Origin of the sequence: Yoonia vestfoldensis (assembly GCF_002158905.1) — a bacterium.
Taxonomy (GTDB): domain Bacteria; phylum Pseudomonadota; class Alphaproteobacteria; order Rhodobacterales; family Rhodobacteraceae; genus Yoonia; species Yoonia vestfoldensis_B.
The window spans coordinates 1,751,819-1,766,920 of record NZ_CP021431.1 but is presented as its reverse complement, the minus strand read 5'-3'; the positions used below and the strand labels follow the sequence as shown (position 1 = coordinate 1,766,920).

Annotated in this window: 15 protein-coding genes; 12 read left to right on the top strand and 3 right to left on the bottom strand. The window is 62.5% G+C overall.

Translation table 11 applies throughout. The features are described from left to right. Nucleotides 1-117 precede the first annotated feature (117 nt). Genes LOKVESSMR4R_RS08730 through der form a run of 3 tightly spaced genes read left to right on the top strand, consistent with a single transcriptional unit; the run spans nt 118 to nt 3,606 of the window. Nucleotides 118-777 (top strand): hypothetical protein, encoded by a 660-nt coding sequence (locus LOKVESSMR4R_RS08730; RefSeq protein ID WP_204248747.1) that lies wholly within the window; start codon nt 118-120, stop codon nt 775-777. Nucleotides 778-817: 40 nt separating this feature from the next. Then, entirely contained in the window at nt 818-2,101 is a 1,284-nt protein-coding gene (locus tag LOKVESSMR4R_RS08725; protein WP_087207571.1) for a PQQ-like beta-propeller repeat protein, read from the top strand. A gap of 47 nt (nt 2,102-2,148) precedes the next feature. Beyond that, nucleotides 2,149-3,606: a ribosome biogenesis GTPase Der gene (gene der / locus LOKVESSMR4R_RS08720; protein WP_087207569.1), complete on the top strand. Its 1,458-nt coding sequence runs from the start codon at nt 2,149-2,151 to the stop codon at nt 3,604-3,606. Here the strand turns inward: der and LOKVESSMR4R_RS08715 are convergent. After that, the gene (locus tag LOKVESSMR4R_RS08715) at nt 3,596-4,306 is read right to left on the bottom strand and encodes a hypothetical protein (RefSeq protein WP_087207567.1); all 711 of its coding nucleotides are present in this window, start codon (nt 4,304-4,306) and stop codon (nt 3,596-3,598) included. The genes der and LOKVESSMR4R_RS08715 overlap by 11 nt on opposite strands. A 176-nt stretch (nt 4,307-4,482) precedes the next feature. Beyond that, nucleotides 4,483-5,775, bottom strand: coding sequence for a serine--tRNA ligase (gene serS / locus LOKVESSMR4R_RS08710; protein WP_087207565.1), 1,293 nt, complete (start codon nt 5,773-5,775; stop codon nt 4,483-4,485). A gap of 251 nt (nt 5,776-6,026) precedes the next feature. On the opposite strand from serS, the gene yajC reads away from it, so the two are divergent. The 9 genes from yajC to LOKVESSMR4R_RS08665 are packed head-to-tail and all read left to right on the top strand — an operon-like array spanning nt 6,027 to nt 12,037. After that, a complete protein-coding gene (gene yajC, locus LOKVESSMR4R_RS08705; RefSeq protein ID WP_087207563.1) occupies nt 6,027-6,308 on the top strand; it encodes a preprotein translocase subunit YajC in 282 nt (93 codons plus the stop codon). Between the two features lie 21 nt (nt 6,309-6,329). Continuing rightward, the gene (gene secD / locus LOKVESSMR4R_RS08700; protein ID WP_087207561.1) at nt 6,330-7,991 is read left to right on the top strand and encodes a protein translocase subunit SecD; all 1,662 of its coding nucleotides are present in this window, start codon (nt 6,330-6,332) and stop codon (nt 7,989-7,991) included. 4 nt (nt 7,992-7,995) lie between these two features. Next, nucleotides 7,996-8,964, top strand: coding sequence for a protein translocase subunit SecF (gene secF / locus LOKVESSMR4R_RS08695; protein WP_087207559.1), 969 nt, complete (start codon nt 7,996-7,998; stop codon nt 8,962-8,964). A gap of 12 nt (nt 8,965-8,976) precedes the next feature. Next, nucleotides 8,977-9,330, top strand: a complete 354-nt coding sequence (locus tag LOKVESSMR4R_RS08690; RefSeq protein ID WP_087207556.1) for an Mth938-like domain-containing protein — start codon at nt 8,977-8,979, stop codon at nt 9,328-9,330. Continuing rightward, complete coding sequence (gene ccmA / locus LOKVESSMR4R_RS08685; RefSeq protein ID WP_087207553.1) at nt 9,331-9,945, top strand: heme ABC exporter ATP-binding protein CcmA; 615 nt, start codon at nt 9,331-9,333, stop codon at nt 9,943-9,945. It abuts the gene before it with no gap. Then, nucleotides 9,942-10,598 (top strand): heme exporter protein CcmB, encoded by a 657-nt coding sequence (gene ccmB, locus LOKVESSMR4R_RS08680; protein ID WP_087207550.1) that lies wholly within the window; start codon nt 9,942-9,944, stop codon nt 10,596-10,598. The genes ccmA and ccmB overlap by 4 nt, the downstream gene beginning before the upstream one ends. 42 nt (nt 10,599-10,640) lie before the next feature. Beyond that, on the top strand, nt 10,641-11,369 hold the full coding sequence (locus LOKVESSMR4R_RS08675) for a heme ABC transporter permease (protein WP_162290725.1): 729 nt from the start codon (nt 10,641-10,643) through the stop codon (nt 11,367-11,369). Further along, a complete protein-coding gene (locus LOKVESSMR4R_RS08670; RefSeq protein ID WP_087207546.1) occupies nt 11,362-11,505 on the top strand; it encodes a heme exporter protein CcmD in 144 nt (47 codons plus the stop codon). The genes LOKVESSMR4R_RS08675 and LOKVESSMR4R_RS08670 overlap by 8 nt, the downstream gene beginning before the upstream one ends. Beyond that, the gene (locus LOKVESSMR4R_RS08665) at nt 11,498-12,037 is read left to right on the top strand and encodes a DsbE family thiol:disulfide interchange protein (protein WP_087207545.1); all 540 of its coding nucleotides are present in this window, start codon (nt 11,498-11,500) and stop codon (nt 12,035-12,037) included. The genes LOKVESSMR4R_RS08670 and LOKVESSMR4R_RS08665 overlap by 8 nt, the downstream gene beginning before the upstream one ends. A 125-nt stretch (nt 12,038-12,162) precedes the next feature. On the opposite strand, the gene acnA is transcribed toward LOKVESSMR4R_RS08665, so the two are convergent. Further along, nucleotides 12,163-14,940, bottom strand: a complete 2,778-nt coding sequence (gene acnA, locus LOKVESSMR4R_RS08660) for an aconitate hydratase AcnA (protein ID WP_087207543.1) — start codon at nt 14,938-14,940, stop codon at nt 12,163-12,165. Nucleotides 14,941-15,102 lie beyond the last annotated feature (162 nt).

The following is a 15,102-nucleotide window of genomic DNA, read 5'->3' as shown; positions in this document are numbered from 1 at the left end:
AAGCGGGAATTTGGCCGCTAGGGGGTGCAATCTGCGCTCTGCTCTTGTCCAGCGGCCAGCCTTCACGATATGAACCCCGCAGTGATGATGCCGCGCATGGCGCAAAAGGGGGCCGGGATGAGCAATCCAGACAGCTTTATCGACGAAGTCACCGAGGAAATGCGCCGTGACAAGCTGTTCGGCTATCTGCGCCGCTATGGCTGGATCGCGGTGCTGATCGTGCTGGGGATCGTCGGGGGCACGGCCTGGAACGAATACCGCCAGGCCCAGGACCGCGCCGCAGCGCAGGCGGCGGGCGATGCTTTGCTGGCGGCGCTGGCCGAAAATGACGAAACCGCGCGCGCCAACGCGCTGGCAGGGGTCAGCGCGCAGGGCAATGCCGCCGTGATCACCACCTTGTTGACCGCCGCGACCCAGCAAGAAGCAGGCGAGAGTGTCGCCGCTGCCGCGACTTTGGATAGCCTGCTGGCCGCGCCAGAGATCGCGCCGCTTTACCGCGACCTTGCGGCGATCAAATCGGCGATGCTGCCGGTCGGGGATCATGCCGCGCGGATGGCGGCTCTTGCGCCTTTGGCGCAGCCGGGTCAGCCCTTTCGCCTGCTGGCGCTGGAACAGATGGCCTATTTGACGCTGGAAAACGGCGATCAGCCCGGCGCTGTTGCGCTCTTGCGCCAGATTGCCGAAGATGCCGCCGTGACCCGTGGCCTGTCGGACCGGGTCCAGACCTTGCTGATTGCCTTGGGTGAAGACGCGACCGCCGCTGTTTTGCCGCAATAACCGGCAGAATGACTGGCCGAACAAACGGATTGGACCGATCATGACCCTACGACCCTTCATTGGTGCCGCTTTGCTTTTGTCGGTTCTGGCGGCCTGTGGTGAAGAGCAGATCATCCTGCCCGGTGAACGGTTCGACATCCGCGACAGCGTGGCGGTGGTGAACCAGAGCCTGCCCTTGGCGCTGCCGCAGGCGCGGATCAATGCCGATTGGACACAATCCGCCGCCCGCCCTGCGCATCCCGCAATCGGGGCGGATTTGCAGCCTGCCTTTGTCGCCCAGATCGGGGCCGGTGACAGCCGCCGCGCGCGGATCACCGGCGCCCCCGTTGTGGCAGGCGGCGTGGTCTATACCGTCGATGCCGGTGCCACCGTCACCGCGACCACGACCAGCGGCCAGACCTTGTGGCAGCGCGATCTGACACCTGCGCGGTTCAACGCGGGCGAGGCATCGGGCGGGGCAGTGTCCTTTGGTGGCGGGCGGGTCTATGTGACCACCGGTTTTGGTGAAATCACTGCGCTGGACCCGGCGACGGGCGGCACGCTCTGGACCAAGAACCTTAATGCGCCGGTCAATGCCCCGGCAAGTTTCAACGGCGAACTGGTCTATGTCGTGGCCCGCGACAGCACCGCCTGGGCGCTGGATGCCGCAACCGGCCTGACCCGCTGGCAGCAAAGCGGGACACCTTCGCTGACGGCCTTTGCGGGCAGCGCGCCTGTCGCGGTCAGCGGCGATATCGTGGTGATCCCGTTTTCATCAGGTGAAATTCTGGCCACCTATCCGCAGGGCGGCTTGCCGCGCTGGACCAATGTTGTCGCGGGTGACCGGCTGGGCCGGGCCGTGACGCTGGTCAGCGATATCGCGGGCGCGCCGGTGATTGATGCAGGGCGGGTCTATGCCGCCAGCTTTGGCGGGCGCAGCGTCGCCTTTGATCTGCGCGACGGCAGCCGTATCTGGACCGCAGGCGAAGGCGCTGTCGGCCAGATCTGGCCCGCAGGCGGGTCGGTCTTCATGGTCAATGACATCAGCGAGCTGGTCCGGCTTGACGCGGCCAGCGGTGCGCCTGTCTGGCGTGTCGCCTTGCCGGGCCTTGCCAGCGACAACAGCCGCCGCCAGCGCAGCGTGATCGCGCATTTCGGCCCTGTCCTTGCGGGTGGGCGGTTGATCGTGGCGTCATCCGACGGGCTGATCCGGCAGTTTGACCCGGTCTCTGGCGCGCTGATTGGCACCATCGCCTTGCCCGGCGGGGCGGCCTCTGCGCCGGTTGTGGCGGGTCAAACCCTTTACGTCATCACCCAGACAGGGCAACTGCACGCTTTCCGTTGACGCGCGGATGGTGTAGCGGACGGGTTTAGACCCGTCTGGAGCCGCATATGACCTTTACCCTTGCCATCGTGGGCCGTCCCAATGTGGGCAAATCCACCTTGTTCAACCGACTTGTCGGCAAGAAACTGGCCTTGGTCGATGACCAGCCCGGCGTCACCCGCGACCTGCGCGAAGGCGAAGGGCGGCTGGCCGATCTGCGGTTCACCGTGATCGACAGCGCCGGTCTGGAAGAAGCCACCGACGACAGCCTGCAAGGCCGGATGCGCCGCCTGACCGAACGTGCCGTGGAAATGGCCGATGTCTGCCTGTTCATGATCGACGCGCGGGCAGGGGTTCTGCCCGCCGATCAGGTCTTTGCCGATATCCTGCGCAAGAAAAACGCCAATGTCATTCTGGCCGCCAACAAGGGCGAAGGCCGCGCCGCCGATGCCACCATCCTCGAAGCCTATGCCCTGGGTCTGGGCGAGCCGATCCGCATTTCCGCCGAACATGGCGAGGGTATGGGCGAGCTGATGGATGTGCTGCGCCCGATTTCGGATGCATTCGAGGAACGCGCCGCATTGGACGCGCCCGAGACCGATGTTGACGTGGGCGAGGACGACGAAGATGCGCCGCGCGTGCCGACCATCGCCAAACCCTTGCAGATTGCCGTTGTGGGCCGCCCCAATGCCGGCAAATCCACCCTGATCAACAAGATCATCGGCGAAGAACGCCTGTTGACCGGGCCAGAGGCCGGGATCACGCGTGATGCCATTTCCGTCAAACAGGTCTGGGCGGGGCCGGATGGAATCGGCGTGCCGATGCGGATTTTCGACACGGCGGGGATGCGCCGCAAAGCCAAGATCCATGAAAAGCTGGAAAAACTGTCGGTCTCCGACGGGTTGCGCGCCGTGAAATTCGCCGAAGTCGTTGTCGTCTTGCTTGACGTGGAAATCCCGTTCGAACAGCAGGATCTGCGCATCGCCGATCTGGCCGAACGCGAAGGCCGCGCCGTGGTGATCGCGGTCAATAAATGGGATACCGAAGACGACAAGCAGGATAAATTGCGCGAATTGCGCGAGAGTTTCGAACGCCTGCTGCCGCAATTGCGCGGTGCGCCGCTGGTCACCGTCTCGGCCAAGACCGGCAAGGGGCTGGACAAGTTGCAACAGGCGATCATGCGCGCCCATGACGTCTGGAACCGCCGTGTCACTACCGCGCAGCTGAACCGCTGGCTGACGGGGATGCTGGAACAGCACCCGCCGCCCGCGCCCGGCGGCAAGCGGATCAAGATGCGCTATGCCACGCAGGTGAAAACCCGTCCACCGGCCTTTGTGGTGATGACATCGCATCCCGACCTGATGCCTGAAAGCTATAAACGCTATCTGGTCAACGGGTTGCGGGCCGATTTTGATATGCCGGGCACGCCGATCCGGCTGTATTTGCGCGATCAGGGCGACAAGAATCCCTATAAGGACAAGAAATCCTCGCAGCCGTCGCGCCTGTCAAAGCATCTTAAGAAATAGGGCGGCCGGTGGTGGTGATGGTCAGGATCGTCATCACCGTGATCCCGGCTGCGGCCAGCAGGCTGACGCTCAGCTGATCAGTGCCATTGGCGATGATGATCGCAAAGAGCGCCCAGATCATGGTCAGCCCATATCCCGGCGCGCGGCTGCGCCATTGGGTCAGAGCCGCGACGCCCAGCGCTGCGATGATCCCGACATAGGCCCAGCCCAGCGCGCCCATCAGCACGCCATAGCCTGCCGCCGTGCTGCCCAGCGACACGAAAGACGCCGCCGTCAGCCAGCCCGCATAGATCGACACCGGCGCGCGCAGCCAATAGCGGTCGGTCCGCGGAGCCACCAGCACGGCCCAGATCGCAGGCACTGCCATGGCAAAGATCAGCGCCGTCGCCCAGACCGGGCTGATATTGGCCACCGCCAGCCAGGGCGTGCCCAGCGCCAGGCTGATCAGCAAAGGCAGGCGGACCCGGTCCCAGGCCCGCGCGGCAGGCCGTTTCAACAGGCCATAAAACGCCGAGACCACCAGCCAGCCATAGATCAGCCCCCAGATCGCGAAAGCATAGCCCGCAGGCTGGATCGGCGGGTCGATCTGGGGAATCGGCAGCTGATCGGCGCGAAAGCCGCTGAACGGGCTGGTGAACAAGGGCGAGGTGACAAAGGTCACGGTGAAAAGCAGGGTCAGATAGGCGCGGATGTGTTTCATGTCAGGATGTCTCGCAGGTTGGACGCAATGGACGGGGCATGGCCGCGATGTGATCTGCAGCCCAAGCTAGGACAACCGCAGGCTGATCACCAGATATAGCGAACCGCGATGTGTTCAGGCGGGATATAAACCGGCACGATGCCCGTAGGATGGGTGCTTGCACCCATCCCTGCCAATCACCCCAGCACCCCTTCTGCCGTGATCCGCGTCTTGCCGCCCAGATAGGGATGCAGCGCGGCGGGCAGATCGACGGACCCATCCGCTTGCTGGCCGTTTTCCACCACCGCGATCAGCGTGCGGCCCACCGCCAGACCCGATCCGTTCAGCGTATGGACAAAGGCAGGCTTGCCGCCAGCCGCAGGGCGGAACCGCGCATTCATGCGGCGCGCCTGATAATCGCCGCAGACCGACACCGAACTGATCTCGCGGTAGGTGTTCTGGCCGGGCAGCCAGACCTCGATATCATGGGTCTTGGTGGCCCCCGCGCCCATATCACCGGCGCAGAGCACGACCGTGCGGTAAGGCAGGCCCAGCCGTTCCAGCACGGTCTGCGCGCAGCGCGTCATGCGGTCGTGTTCGGCGGCGCTTTGATCCGGGGCCGTGATGCTGACCATCTCGACCTTTTCGAACTGGTGCTGGCGCAGCATGCCCGATGTGTCGCGGCCTGCCGATCCGGCCTCGGACCGGAAACACAATGTATGGGCGACATGGCGGCGGGGCAGGGTGGATTCGTCGACCGTTTCGCCATTGACGATATTGGTCAGCGTGACCTCGGCGGTGGGGATCAGCCACCAGCCATTGGTGGTCTGATAGCTGTCCTCGCCGAATTTGGGCAGCTGGCCTGTGCCATACATCATGTCTTCGCGGACCATGACGGGGGTGATGGTTTCGGTCAGGCCATGTTCCTCGACATGCAGATCCAGCATGAATTGCGCCAGCGCGCGGTGCAGCCGGGCCACAGCGCCCGAAAGCAGCACGAAACGGCTGCCCGACAGTTTCGCCGCTGTCTCGAAATCCATGCCCGTCTTGATGCCCGCGATCTCGTAATGTTCGACCGGGGCAAAGGCGAAATCGCGCGGCGCACCATGGCGGTGGATTTCGACATTATCGGCCTCGTCCTTGCCATCGGGGACGGATGGGTCGGGCAGGTTGGGCAGCGTGGCCAGCAGATCGGTCAGCGCCTGATCTTTCGCCTTGGCCTCGTCATTCATGGCGGCGATCTGTGCCTTGCTATCGGCGATCAGCGCGCGCAAACGTTCAAATTCCGCATCATCGCCGCGCGCCTTGGCCGCGCCCACATCCTTGGACGCCTTATTCGCCTCGGCCTGCGCGGTTTCAGCGGCCAGGATCAGCTTGCGCCGTGCCTCGTCCAGCGCAAGGATCTGCGCCGCCACAGGGGCCAGCCCGCGCCGGGACAAGGCCGCATCGAACGCAGCGGGGGTGTCGCGGATGGTGCGGATATCATGCATAGGATCGGTCCTTGGGCTGGGCGTTTGCCGCGACATATGCCGCAGTTTGCCGCCAGAGGAAAGTGGGCCGCATCGTTCTGGCCGCCGCAGCCGTGCAAAAGTGCCCTTGGCGCGGGCCTGCCCGATTGCATCCTGCGCCCCCTTGCCCCATATGCCAGTCAACGACGGAGCTTGTTGCAAATCACCCTTGCAGCTTTTAGGTTCTGGCGACCAACGGGCCGGACGGCCCGCACCAACACAAGGGATGGAAAATGAGAGCTGCCGATCTGATTATGTTGCTGTTGATCTTCGGGATCATGTATTTCCTGCTGATCCGGCCTCAGCAAAAGCGGGTAAAAGAACATACCGCCATGCTGGCCGCGCTGCGCCGTGGCGATCAGGTTGTCACCCAGGGCGGTGTCGTGGGCAAGATCGCCAAGGTCAAGGACGAGGTGGGCGAGGTCGATGTCGAGATCGCCTCTGGCGTGATCGTCCGCGTCATGAAGCCGACCATCGTCTCGGTGATGAACAAGACCGAGCCGACCAAAACCTAACAATGCCGAAAAGGCCGCCAGATGCTGTCTATCTCTTATCCCAAGCAGATCATGATCTGGCTGACCGTCGTGGTTGGTCTGATGCTGGCGCTGCCAAACGGGTTTTATAGCCGCGTCGAGCAGTCGAATGACGCGCGCGCGCTGATCGCATCGGGGCAAAGCAATGCCGCGCTGGAACAGGATGCCGGTCTCTGGCCGTCATTCCTGCCGTCCAATCTGGTCAATCTGGGGCTGGATCTGCGCGGCGGCGCGCATCTGCTGGTCGAGGTTGCGGTGCAGGATGTGCATGCCGCTTTCCTCGAAGGGTTCTGGCCGCAGGTGCGTGACGTGCTGGCGGCGGAACGCAATGTCGTGGGCTTCGTGACGCGCGAGGAAGGCCCGGCCAATGAATTGCGGGTGCGGATTTCCGATGCCGCAGGGGCCAATCGCGCCTTTGAACTGGTGCGCGGGCTGGGCCGTCCGGTGACGTCTTTCACCGGGGCTGCGGCGTCTAATATTGATGTGCGCATCAACGGCACCTTGCTGACCATCACCATCAGCGAGGCGGAAATGTCCGCCATGAACGAACGCACGATGCTGCAAACGCTGGAAATCATCCGCCGCCGCATCGACGAGGTCGGCACCCGCGAACCCACGATCCAGCGCCAAGGCGCCGAACGCGTGCTGGTGCAGGTGCCCGGTGTCGGGTCTGCACAGGAAATCAAGGATCTGCTGGGCACCACCGCGCAGCTGACATTCAACCCTGTCGTGGCGCGCACCAGCAATGCCAACGAATCCCCCGGCACCGGCAATTTCCTTGTGCCATCGCTGGATGAACCGGGGCTGTTCTATATCCTTGAACGCCGCCCTGTCGTCACCGGCGAGCAGCTGGAAAATGCGCAGCTGGATTTCGACCAGAACAGCCGGCCCGCGGTGGGCTTTCGGTTCAACACATCGGCGGCGCGGATTTTCGGCGATTACACTTTGGCCAATATCGGATCGCCCTTTGCGATCGTGCTGGACAATGAGGTGATCTCTGCCCCCACGATCCAAAGCCATATTCCGGGCGGGTCGGGCATCATCACCGGCAATTTCACCACCGAAGAGGCCACCAATCTGGCCGTCCTGCTGCGTGCGGGGGCCTTGCCTGCGGAACTGACCTTTCTGGAAGAACGCACCATCGGCCCCGAATTGGGGCAGGATTCCATTGATGCAGGCCGTCTGGCCGCGATGGTCGGCGGGCTGCTGGTCGTCATCTTCATGGGGCTAAGCTATGGGCTGTTCGGCTGGTTTGCCAATATCGCGCTGGCGATCAACCTGGGCCTGATCTTTGGCATCTTGTCGCTGGTCGGGGCCACGCTGACCCTGCCCGGCATCGCGGGGATCGTGCTGACGGTGGGCATGGCGGTGGATGCCAATGTGCTGGTCTTCGAGCGGATCCGCGAAGAGATGAAAACCGCCAAAGGCCCCGCCCGCGCCATCGAGCTGGGCTATGAACGCGCATTATCGGCGATCACCGACAGCAATTTCACCACGTTCATGGTGGCGGTGATCCTGTTCACGCTGGGGTCCGGCCCGGTGCGCGGTTTCGCGATCACGCTGGGGCTGGGGATCATCACCTCGGTCTTTACCGCGATTTTCGTCACCCGGTCGCTGATTTCCATCTGGTTTGCCTACCGCCGACCCAAGACAATCGAGGTGTGATCCCATGCGTTTGCGGCTGGTTCCTGAACAGACGAATATCAACTTTTTCCGCTATGCCTGGGTGACATTCGGGGCCTCGGCGCTGATGGTGGCGCTGTCGCTGGTGGTCTTTTTGGTCTATGGGCTGAATTTCGGGATCGATTTCCGCGGCGGCACGTCGATCCGCACGGATTCTGCGCAAGCGGTCGATGTCGCCGCCTACCGCGAGGCGCTGACCCCGCTGGAATTGGGCGATGTCAGTATCACGCAGGTCTTTGATCCGACCTTTGACGATGACCAGAATGTCGCCATGATCCGGATTCAGGCGCAGGATGGCGACGAAAGCATCTCGCCGCAGACGATTGCGCAGATCCAGGATGCCCTGCGCGGTATTGCCCCCGATATCAGCTTTCCTTCGGTCGAAAGTGTCGGGCCAAAAGTATCGGGCGAATTGATCCGCACGGCGGTGATGGCGGTGCTGGGCGCGTTGACGGCGATTGTGATCTACATCTGGCTGCGGTTCGAATGGCAATTCGCGGTGGGTGCGGTGGCCGCGCTGGTCCATGATGTGGTGCTGACGATCGGGATTTTCGCGCTGTTCCAGATCAGGTTCGATCTGGCGATCATCGCGGCGCTGCTGACCATCGTGGGCTATTCGATCAATGACACGGTGGTGGTCTTTGACCGCGCCCGCGAAAACCTGCGCAAATACAAGGCCAAGCCCTTGGTCGAGGTGCTGAACCTGTCGGCCAATGAAACGCTCAGCCGCACGATCATGACATCGGGGACCACGCTGATCGCGCTGATCGCCTTGCTGGTCTTGGGCGGCGATGTGATCCGGGGCTTTGTCTTTGCGATTGCCTGGGGCATCATCGTGGGGACCTATTCATCGCTTTACGTCGCCAAGAACATCGTGCTGATGCTGGGCGTCAAACGCGATTGGTCCAAGAAAGACCCCGCAGCGGGCACCAAATACGGCCATATTGATACCTGAGGCGGAAAACCGATGCGCCTGAACGAGATCAGATATAACGATTCCGTCCCGATTGACGGCTATGGCCCCGGCTTTTTCCGCATTGGCGGCAAGGTCGTGCAGGGGCCGGTGCTGGTGTTCCCGACCGGCGTGTCGCCTTGGGGCGGGTTCACCGATACGGGCGCGATCATCGACCGGATGGCCGATGTCGATGTGGTCTTTGTCGGCACCGGTGCGGAAATCGCGCATCTGCCGGCTGATTTTCGTACCACGCTGGAACAGGTGGGGATCGGCGTTGAAAGCATGGCCTCGCCTGCCGCCTGCCGGACCTATAACGTGCTTTTGTCCGAGGGGCGCCGCGTCGCGGTTGCCCTGATTCCCGTCTGAATGTTGCATGTCGCCGATTTGGGCTGCGCGCGCGGCGGGGCGGCAGTCCTGAGCAATGTCAGCTTTGATCTGGCCGCAGGGCAGGCGCTGGTCTTGCGCGGGCCGAACGGCATTGGCAAAACCACCTTGCTGCGCACATTGGCCGGGCTGCAACCGCCGATCAGCGGGTTTGTGCAGATGCCAGAGGAATCGGCCGCCTATGCCAGCCATGCCGATGGGATCAAGACCGCGCTGACCGTCACCGAAAACCTGGCCTTCTGGGCCGAGGTTTACGGGCTGCCGCTGGATCTGGCCGTGCTGGACCGCTTTGATCTGGCACCCTTTCGACACCGGCAGGGTGGCACGCTTTCGGCGGGGCAAAAGCGGCGGCTGGGGCTGGCGCGGCTGGCGGTGATCGGGCGCAAGATCCTGTTTCTGGATGAACCGACCGTGTCGCTGGACACAGGATCGGTGGCGATGTTCGCCCGCTGGCTGCAAGACGACCATCTGGGCCAGGGCGGGATCGCGGTGATCGCCACGCATATTGATCTGGGGCTGGATGCGCCCGTGCTGGACCTGACCCCGTTCAAATCCGCCCCCGGCACCGGCGGCGGCACGGATGAGGCGTTTTTATGATCGCCCTGCTGAAGCGCGACCTGCGGCTGGCGCTGCGGGCAGGGGGCGGGTTTGGCCTTGGCCTTGCGTTTTTCCTGATCGTCGTGGTGCTGGTGCCGTTCGGTGTCGGCCCCGAACGCGCGGTTTTGCGCCCCATCGCGCCCGGTATTTTGTGGATCGGGGCGCTGCTGGCGGCGCTGCTGTCACTGGACCGGATTTTCGCGCTGGATCATGAGGATGGATCGCTGGCGCTGCTGGCCACATCGCCCTTGCCGCTAGAGGCCGCAGGGCTGGTCAAGGCCAGCGCCCATTGGATCACGACCGGCCTGCCGCTGACGATTGCCGCGCCGTTTTTCGGCTTTTTGTTGCTGATGCAACCCGAGGCTTATGGCTATCTGCTGCTGTCTTTGTTGATCGGCACGCCGGCGCTGTCGATGATCGGCACCTTTGGCGCGGCGCTGACGGTCGGCTTGCGCCGTGGCGGGCTGCTGTTGTCGCTGCTGGTGCTGCCGCTTTATGTGCCGACGCTGATCTTTGGGGCCGAGGCGGTGCGGCGCGGCGCGGCAGGGCTGGATGCCAGCGGCGCGCTGATCCTGCAAGGCGGCATCACGGCGGGCTGTTTCGCGATCCTGCCCTTTGCCACTGCGGCCGTGTTACGCATCAATCTGCGGTGATCGGGGATTGAGACAGATGTTTCAGAAGGATAGATAATCGCCATGTCGATGTGGGAATATGCCAATCCAAGGCTTTTTATGAGCTGGACAAGACCCGTGCTGCCCTGGACCTTTGGTCTGGCGGGGGTCTGTCTGGTCGTGGGGCTGGTCTGGGGGTTCTTTTTCACCCCCGATGATTTCCGCCAGGGATCGACGGTCAAGATCATCTATCTGCATGTCCCATCGGCGCTGATGGCGATCAACGCCTGGATCATGATGCTGGTCGCCAGCCTGATCTGGGTGGTGCGGCGGCATCATGTCAGTGCGCTGGCCGCGCGTGCCGCAGCGCCCGTGGGCGTGGTGATGACGCTGATAGCACTCTGGACCGGGGCGGTCTGGGGACAGCCGATGTGGGGGACATGGTGGGCCTGGGATCCGCGGCTGACATCATTCCTGATCCTGTTCTTGTTCTACCTGGGCTATATCGCGCTTTGGGAAGCGATCGAGGATCCCGATACCGCCGCCGATCTGACGGCGATCCTGTGTATCGTGGGGTCGATCTTTGCGATCCTGTCGCGCTATGCGGTGTTTTTCTGGAATCAGGGGCTGCATCAGGGGGCGTCCTTGTCGCTGGATGCGGAAAAGAACGTGGCGGATGTGTTTTATTACCCGCTGTTGATCTGTATCGCGGGATTCGTGCTGTTGTTTCTAGCCCTTGTGCTGATGCGCACCCGCACCGAAATTCGCGCGCGCCGGATCAAGGCGTTGCAGGCAAGGGGGCAAGATGCCTGATCTGGGAAGCTATGCTGTCGAGGTGACGGCCGCCTATCTGGGCAGTATCGTGCTGCTGCTGGCGATCGTCGGGGTCAGCTGGCGGCGCTATGCACGGATGCGCGCCGCCTTGGACGAGGTGGAAAAGAATGGCTAAAGTCTCGGTCCTGATGATCTTGCCGCCGGTGGTCTTTGCGGCTTTTGCGGGCTTGTTTCTTGCGGGGATCCTGCGCGACAATCCCGATGAATTGCCCTCGACCTTTGTTGGCCGGCAGGCGCCTCCGGTGCCAATCGAGGCGGTGCAGGGCACCACGCAGCTGACCGATGCCGATCTGCGCGGGGGCGAGGTGACGATTGTCAATTTCTGGGCCAGCTGGTGCCCGCCCTGTCGCGCCGAACATCCCAACCTGCTGGCCTTGCAGGATCAGGGCTACCGCATCGCGGGGATCAATTTCCGCGACCAGCAGCCGCAGGCCTCTGGCTATCTGTTGGATTACGACGATCCGTTCTTTGCCACGGGGTTCGATCTGCGCGGCCGGTCCGCGATTGATTGGGGGGTCACCGCGCCGCCCGAGACCTTTATCGTGGATGGCGACGGGACGGTTTTGTTCCGGTTCATCGGCCCGCTGGTTGGGTCCGATTACGAACAAAGGTTCCTGCCGGAATTGGCGAAGGCGATGGGTGGGTGAACCGGGTGCGCAGAATGCGCACCCTACGGTGGCAAAATTGATGGGTGCGCATCTTGCGCACCCATCTTGCGCACCCATCAAAACCCCAAAAAAAAGCCCCGGTGTTTCCACCGGGGCTTTTGCGTTTATGCCGCTTTGGCAAGGTTGCGCAGCACATAATGCAACACGCCGCCATTTTCGATATATTCAATCTCGACCGCGGTATCGATCCGGCATTTGACGGTGATCTCTTTCACCGTGCCATCCGCCATCCTGATCTGCGCGACCATGTCCTGCAAGGGTTTCACCGCATCCAGGCCGGTGATCGTGACGGTTTCCCCGCCGGTCAGGCCCAAAGTCTTGCGGGTCTCGCCGCCGGTGAATTCGAACGGCACCACGCCCATCCCGACAAGGTTGGACCGGTGGATGCGTTCAAAGCTTTCGGCGATCACGGCCTTGACGCCCAAAAGCGCAGTCCCTTTCGCGGCCCAGTCACGGCTGGACCCGGCCCCATATTGTTCGCCCGCAAAGATCACCAAAGGCGTGCCGTTTTCCTGATGCGCCATCGCCGCGTCAAAAATGGATGTCTGCGCGCCATCGGGGCCTTTGGTATAGCCGCCTTCGACGCCGTCCAGCATCTCGTTCTTGATGCGGATATTGGCGAAAGTGCCGCGCATCATCACCTCGTGGTTGCCGCGCCGCGACCCGTAAGAGTTGAATTCGCGCACCGGCACCTGCCGCGCGATCAGATATTGACCGGCGGGGGTGGTGTCCTTGAACGAACCAGCCGGCGAAATATGGTCGGTCGTGACCATATCGCCCAGAACCGCCAGCACTTTGGCGTCATGCACGTTCTGGATCGTGCCTGCATCCTTGGACATGCCACGGAAATAGGGCGGGTTTTGCACATAGGTCGATGCGGCGGGCCAATCATAGGTTTCGCTATCGGTGGTTTCCACCGCCTGCCATTTCTCATCGCCTTTGAACACATCGGCGTATTTCTTGATAAAGGCCTCGCGGGTCACGGTGCGTTCGACCAGCGCATTGATCTCGGCCGACGTCGGCCAGATATCGCGCAGATAGACGTCATTGCCGTCCTTGTCCTGCCCGATCACATCGGTGGCGATATTCACATTCATATCGCCGACCAGCGCATAGGCCACCACCAGCGGCGGCGAGGCCAGATAATTCGCGCGCACATCGGGCGAAATGCGCCCTTCGAAGTTGCGGTTGCCCGACAAGACCGATGTGGCGATCAGGTCGTAATCATTGATCGCCTTGCTGATCGCAGGGTCCAGCGGACCCGAATTGCCGATACAGGTGGTGCAGCCATAGCCCACAAGGTTGAACCCGATGGCGTCCAGATCTTCTTGCAGGCCCGCGGCCTCCAGATATTCAGAGACGACCTGCGATCCGGGCGCAAGCGAGGTTTTCACCCAAGGTTTGCGGTTCAGCCCCAGCGCGCGGGCCTTGCGCGCCACCAGACCGGCGCCGATCATCACATAGGGGTTCGATGTGTTGGTGCAGGAGGTGATCGAGGCGATCACGATGGACCCGTCATGCAGCTGATAGCTGCCGTCGGCTGTTTTGACATAGCCACGGCTGTGATGGCCTTCGTCGCCGGGGATGTTGACGGGCTCTGGCTGGCCGCCTTCACCTTCCCAGCGGACTTCTTCCTTGGCGGTGGCTGTCACGCCGCCGCGCACGCCTTTGACGTAATCGCCGAATGCCTTGCCGGCGACATCCAGATTGATGTGGTCCTGCGGGCGTTTGGGGCCTGAAATCGCAGGCACAACGGTGCCCATGTCGAGCGACAGGGTTTCGGTATACACGGGTGCGTAATCCGCGCCACGCCAGAACCCGTTTTCCTTGGCATAGGCTTCGACCAGCGCGATGCGGTCTTCGTCACGGCCGGTGTTGCGCAGATAGCGTAGGGTTTCATTGTCGATCGGGAAGAAACCGCAGGTCGCGCCATATTCGGGCGCCATGTTCGCGATGGTCGCACGGTCGGCCAAGGGCAGGTTATCAAGACCCGCGCCGTAGAATTCGACGAATTTGCCGACAACGCCCAATTGGCGCAGCATTTCCACGACTTTCAGCACCAGATCGGTGCCGGTGGTGCCTTCGGTCATGGCACCTGTCAGCTCGAATCCGACAACTTCGGGGATCAGCATGGATACAGGCTGGCCCAGCATCGCGGCCTCTGCCTCGATCCCGCCGACGCCCCAGCCCAGCACGGCCAGGCCGTTGACCATGGTGGTGTGGCTGTCGGTGCCGACCAGCGTGTCAGGATAGGCCACCATTTCGCCGTTCTGGTCGGTATCGGTCCAGACCGTCTGCGCCAGATATTCAAGGTTCACCTGATGGCAGATGCCGGTGCCCGGCGGGACGACGCGGAAGTTCTGGAACGCCTTTTGGCCCCATTTCAGGAACTGATACCGTTCCATGTTGCGTTCATATTCGCGGTCCACATTCATCTGGAACGCGCGCGGATTGCCGAATTCGTCGATCATCACCGAATGGTCGATGACCAGATCGACAGGGTTCAGCGGGTTGATCTGCTGGGCATCGCCGCCCAGGGCCTTGATCCCGTCGCGCATCGCGGCAAGGTCGACCACGGCGGGCACGCCGGTGAAATCCTGCATCAACACGCGGGCCGGGCGATAGGCGATTTCGCGCGGGTTCTTGCCGCCCATCTTGGCCCAGTCGGAAAACGCCTTGATATCATCGACAGAGACCGAGAAACCCCCGTCCTCGAACCGCAGCAGGTTTTCCAGCACCACCTTGAGCGCGGCGGGCAGCTTGGAGAAATCGCCCAAGCCAGCGGCCTGTGCCGCGGGGATCGAATAATAGGCGACGGATTGATCCCCGACGTTCAGAATCTTGCGGGTCTTGGCTGTATCTAGGCCTACGGTGACGGTCATGGCTATCCCTTTCATGGCTTATGCAAAGCAAGGCTATTGAGGCGCTTTTGCCCCATGCGCGATGGCCGATCAAGGGGGTGTGGCGAAAAATTGTATACCATTGCACACAATAAGCGGTTTTTCCGGGGTTCTCTGGGGTTCTCTGGGGTCCAAAGTGAAACA

Bases quoted from the DNA above. Each gene is read 5' to 3' on its own strand.
- LOKVESSMR4R_RS08715 (WP_087207567.1), bottom strand. From the start codon at position 4,306: ATGAAACACATCCGCGCCTATCTGACCCTGCTTTTCACCGTGACCTTT.
- LOKVESSMR4R_RS08670 (WP_087207546.1), top strand. From the start codon at position 11,362: ATGCCTGATCTGGGAAGCTATGCTGTCGAGGTGACGGCCGCCTATCTG.
- LOKVESSMR4R_RS08665 (WP_087207545.1), top strand. From the start codon at position 11,498: ATGGCTAAAGTCTCGGTCCTGATGATCTTGCCGCCGGTGGTCTTTGCG.
- LOKVESSMR4R_RS08675 (WP_162290725.1), top strand. From the start codon at position 10,641: ATGTCGATGTGGGAATATGCCAATCCAAGGCTTTTTATGAGCTGGACA.
- yajC (WP_087207563.1), top strand. From the start codon at position 6,027: ATGAGAGCTGCCGATCTGATTATGTTGCTGTTGATCTTCGGGATCATG.
- LOKVESSMR4R_RS08690 (WP_087207556.1), top strand. From the start codon at position 8,977: ATGCGCCTGAACGAGATCAGATATAACGATTCCGTCCCGATTGACGGC.
- LOKVESSMR4R_RS08725 (WP_087207571.1), top strand. From the start codon at position 818: ATGACCCTACGACCCTTCATTGGTGCCGCTTTGCTTTTGTCGGTTCTG.
- ccmA (WP_087207553.1), top strand. From the start codon at position 9,331: ATGTTGCATGTCGCCGATTTGGGCTGCGCGCGCGGCGGGGCGGCAGTC.
- secF (WP_087207559.1), top strand. From the start codon at position 7,996: ATGCGTTTGCGGCTGGTTCCTGAACAGACGAATATCAACTTTTTCCGC.
- ccmB (WP_087207550.1), top strand. From the start codon at position 9,942: ATGATCGCCCTGCTGAAGCGCGACCTGCGGCTGGCGCTGCGGGCAGGG.
- der (WP_087207569.1), top strand. From the start codon at position 2,149: ATGACCTTTACCCTTGCCATCGTGGGCCGTCCCAATGTGGGCAAATCC.
- acnA (WP_087207543.1), bottom strand. From the start codon at position 14,940: ATGACCGTCACCGTAGGCCTAGATACAGCCAAGACCCGCAAGATTCTG.
- LOKVESSMR4R_RS08730 (WP_204248747.1), top strand. From the start codon at position 118: ATGAGCAATCCAGACAGCTTTATCGACGAAGTCACCGAGGAAATGCGC.
- secD (WP_087207561.1), top strand. From the start codon at position 6,330: ATGCTGTCTATCTCTTATCCCAAGCAGATCATGATCTGGCTGACCGTC.
- serS (WP_087207565.1), bottom strand. From the start codon at position 5,775: ATGCATGATATCCGCACCATCCGCGACACCCCCGCTGCGTTCGATGCG.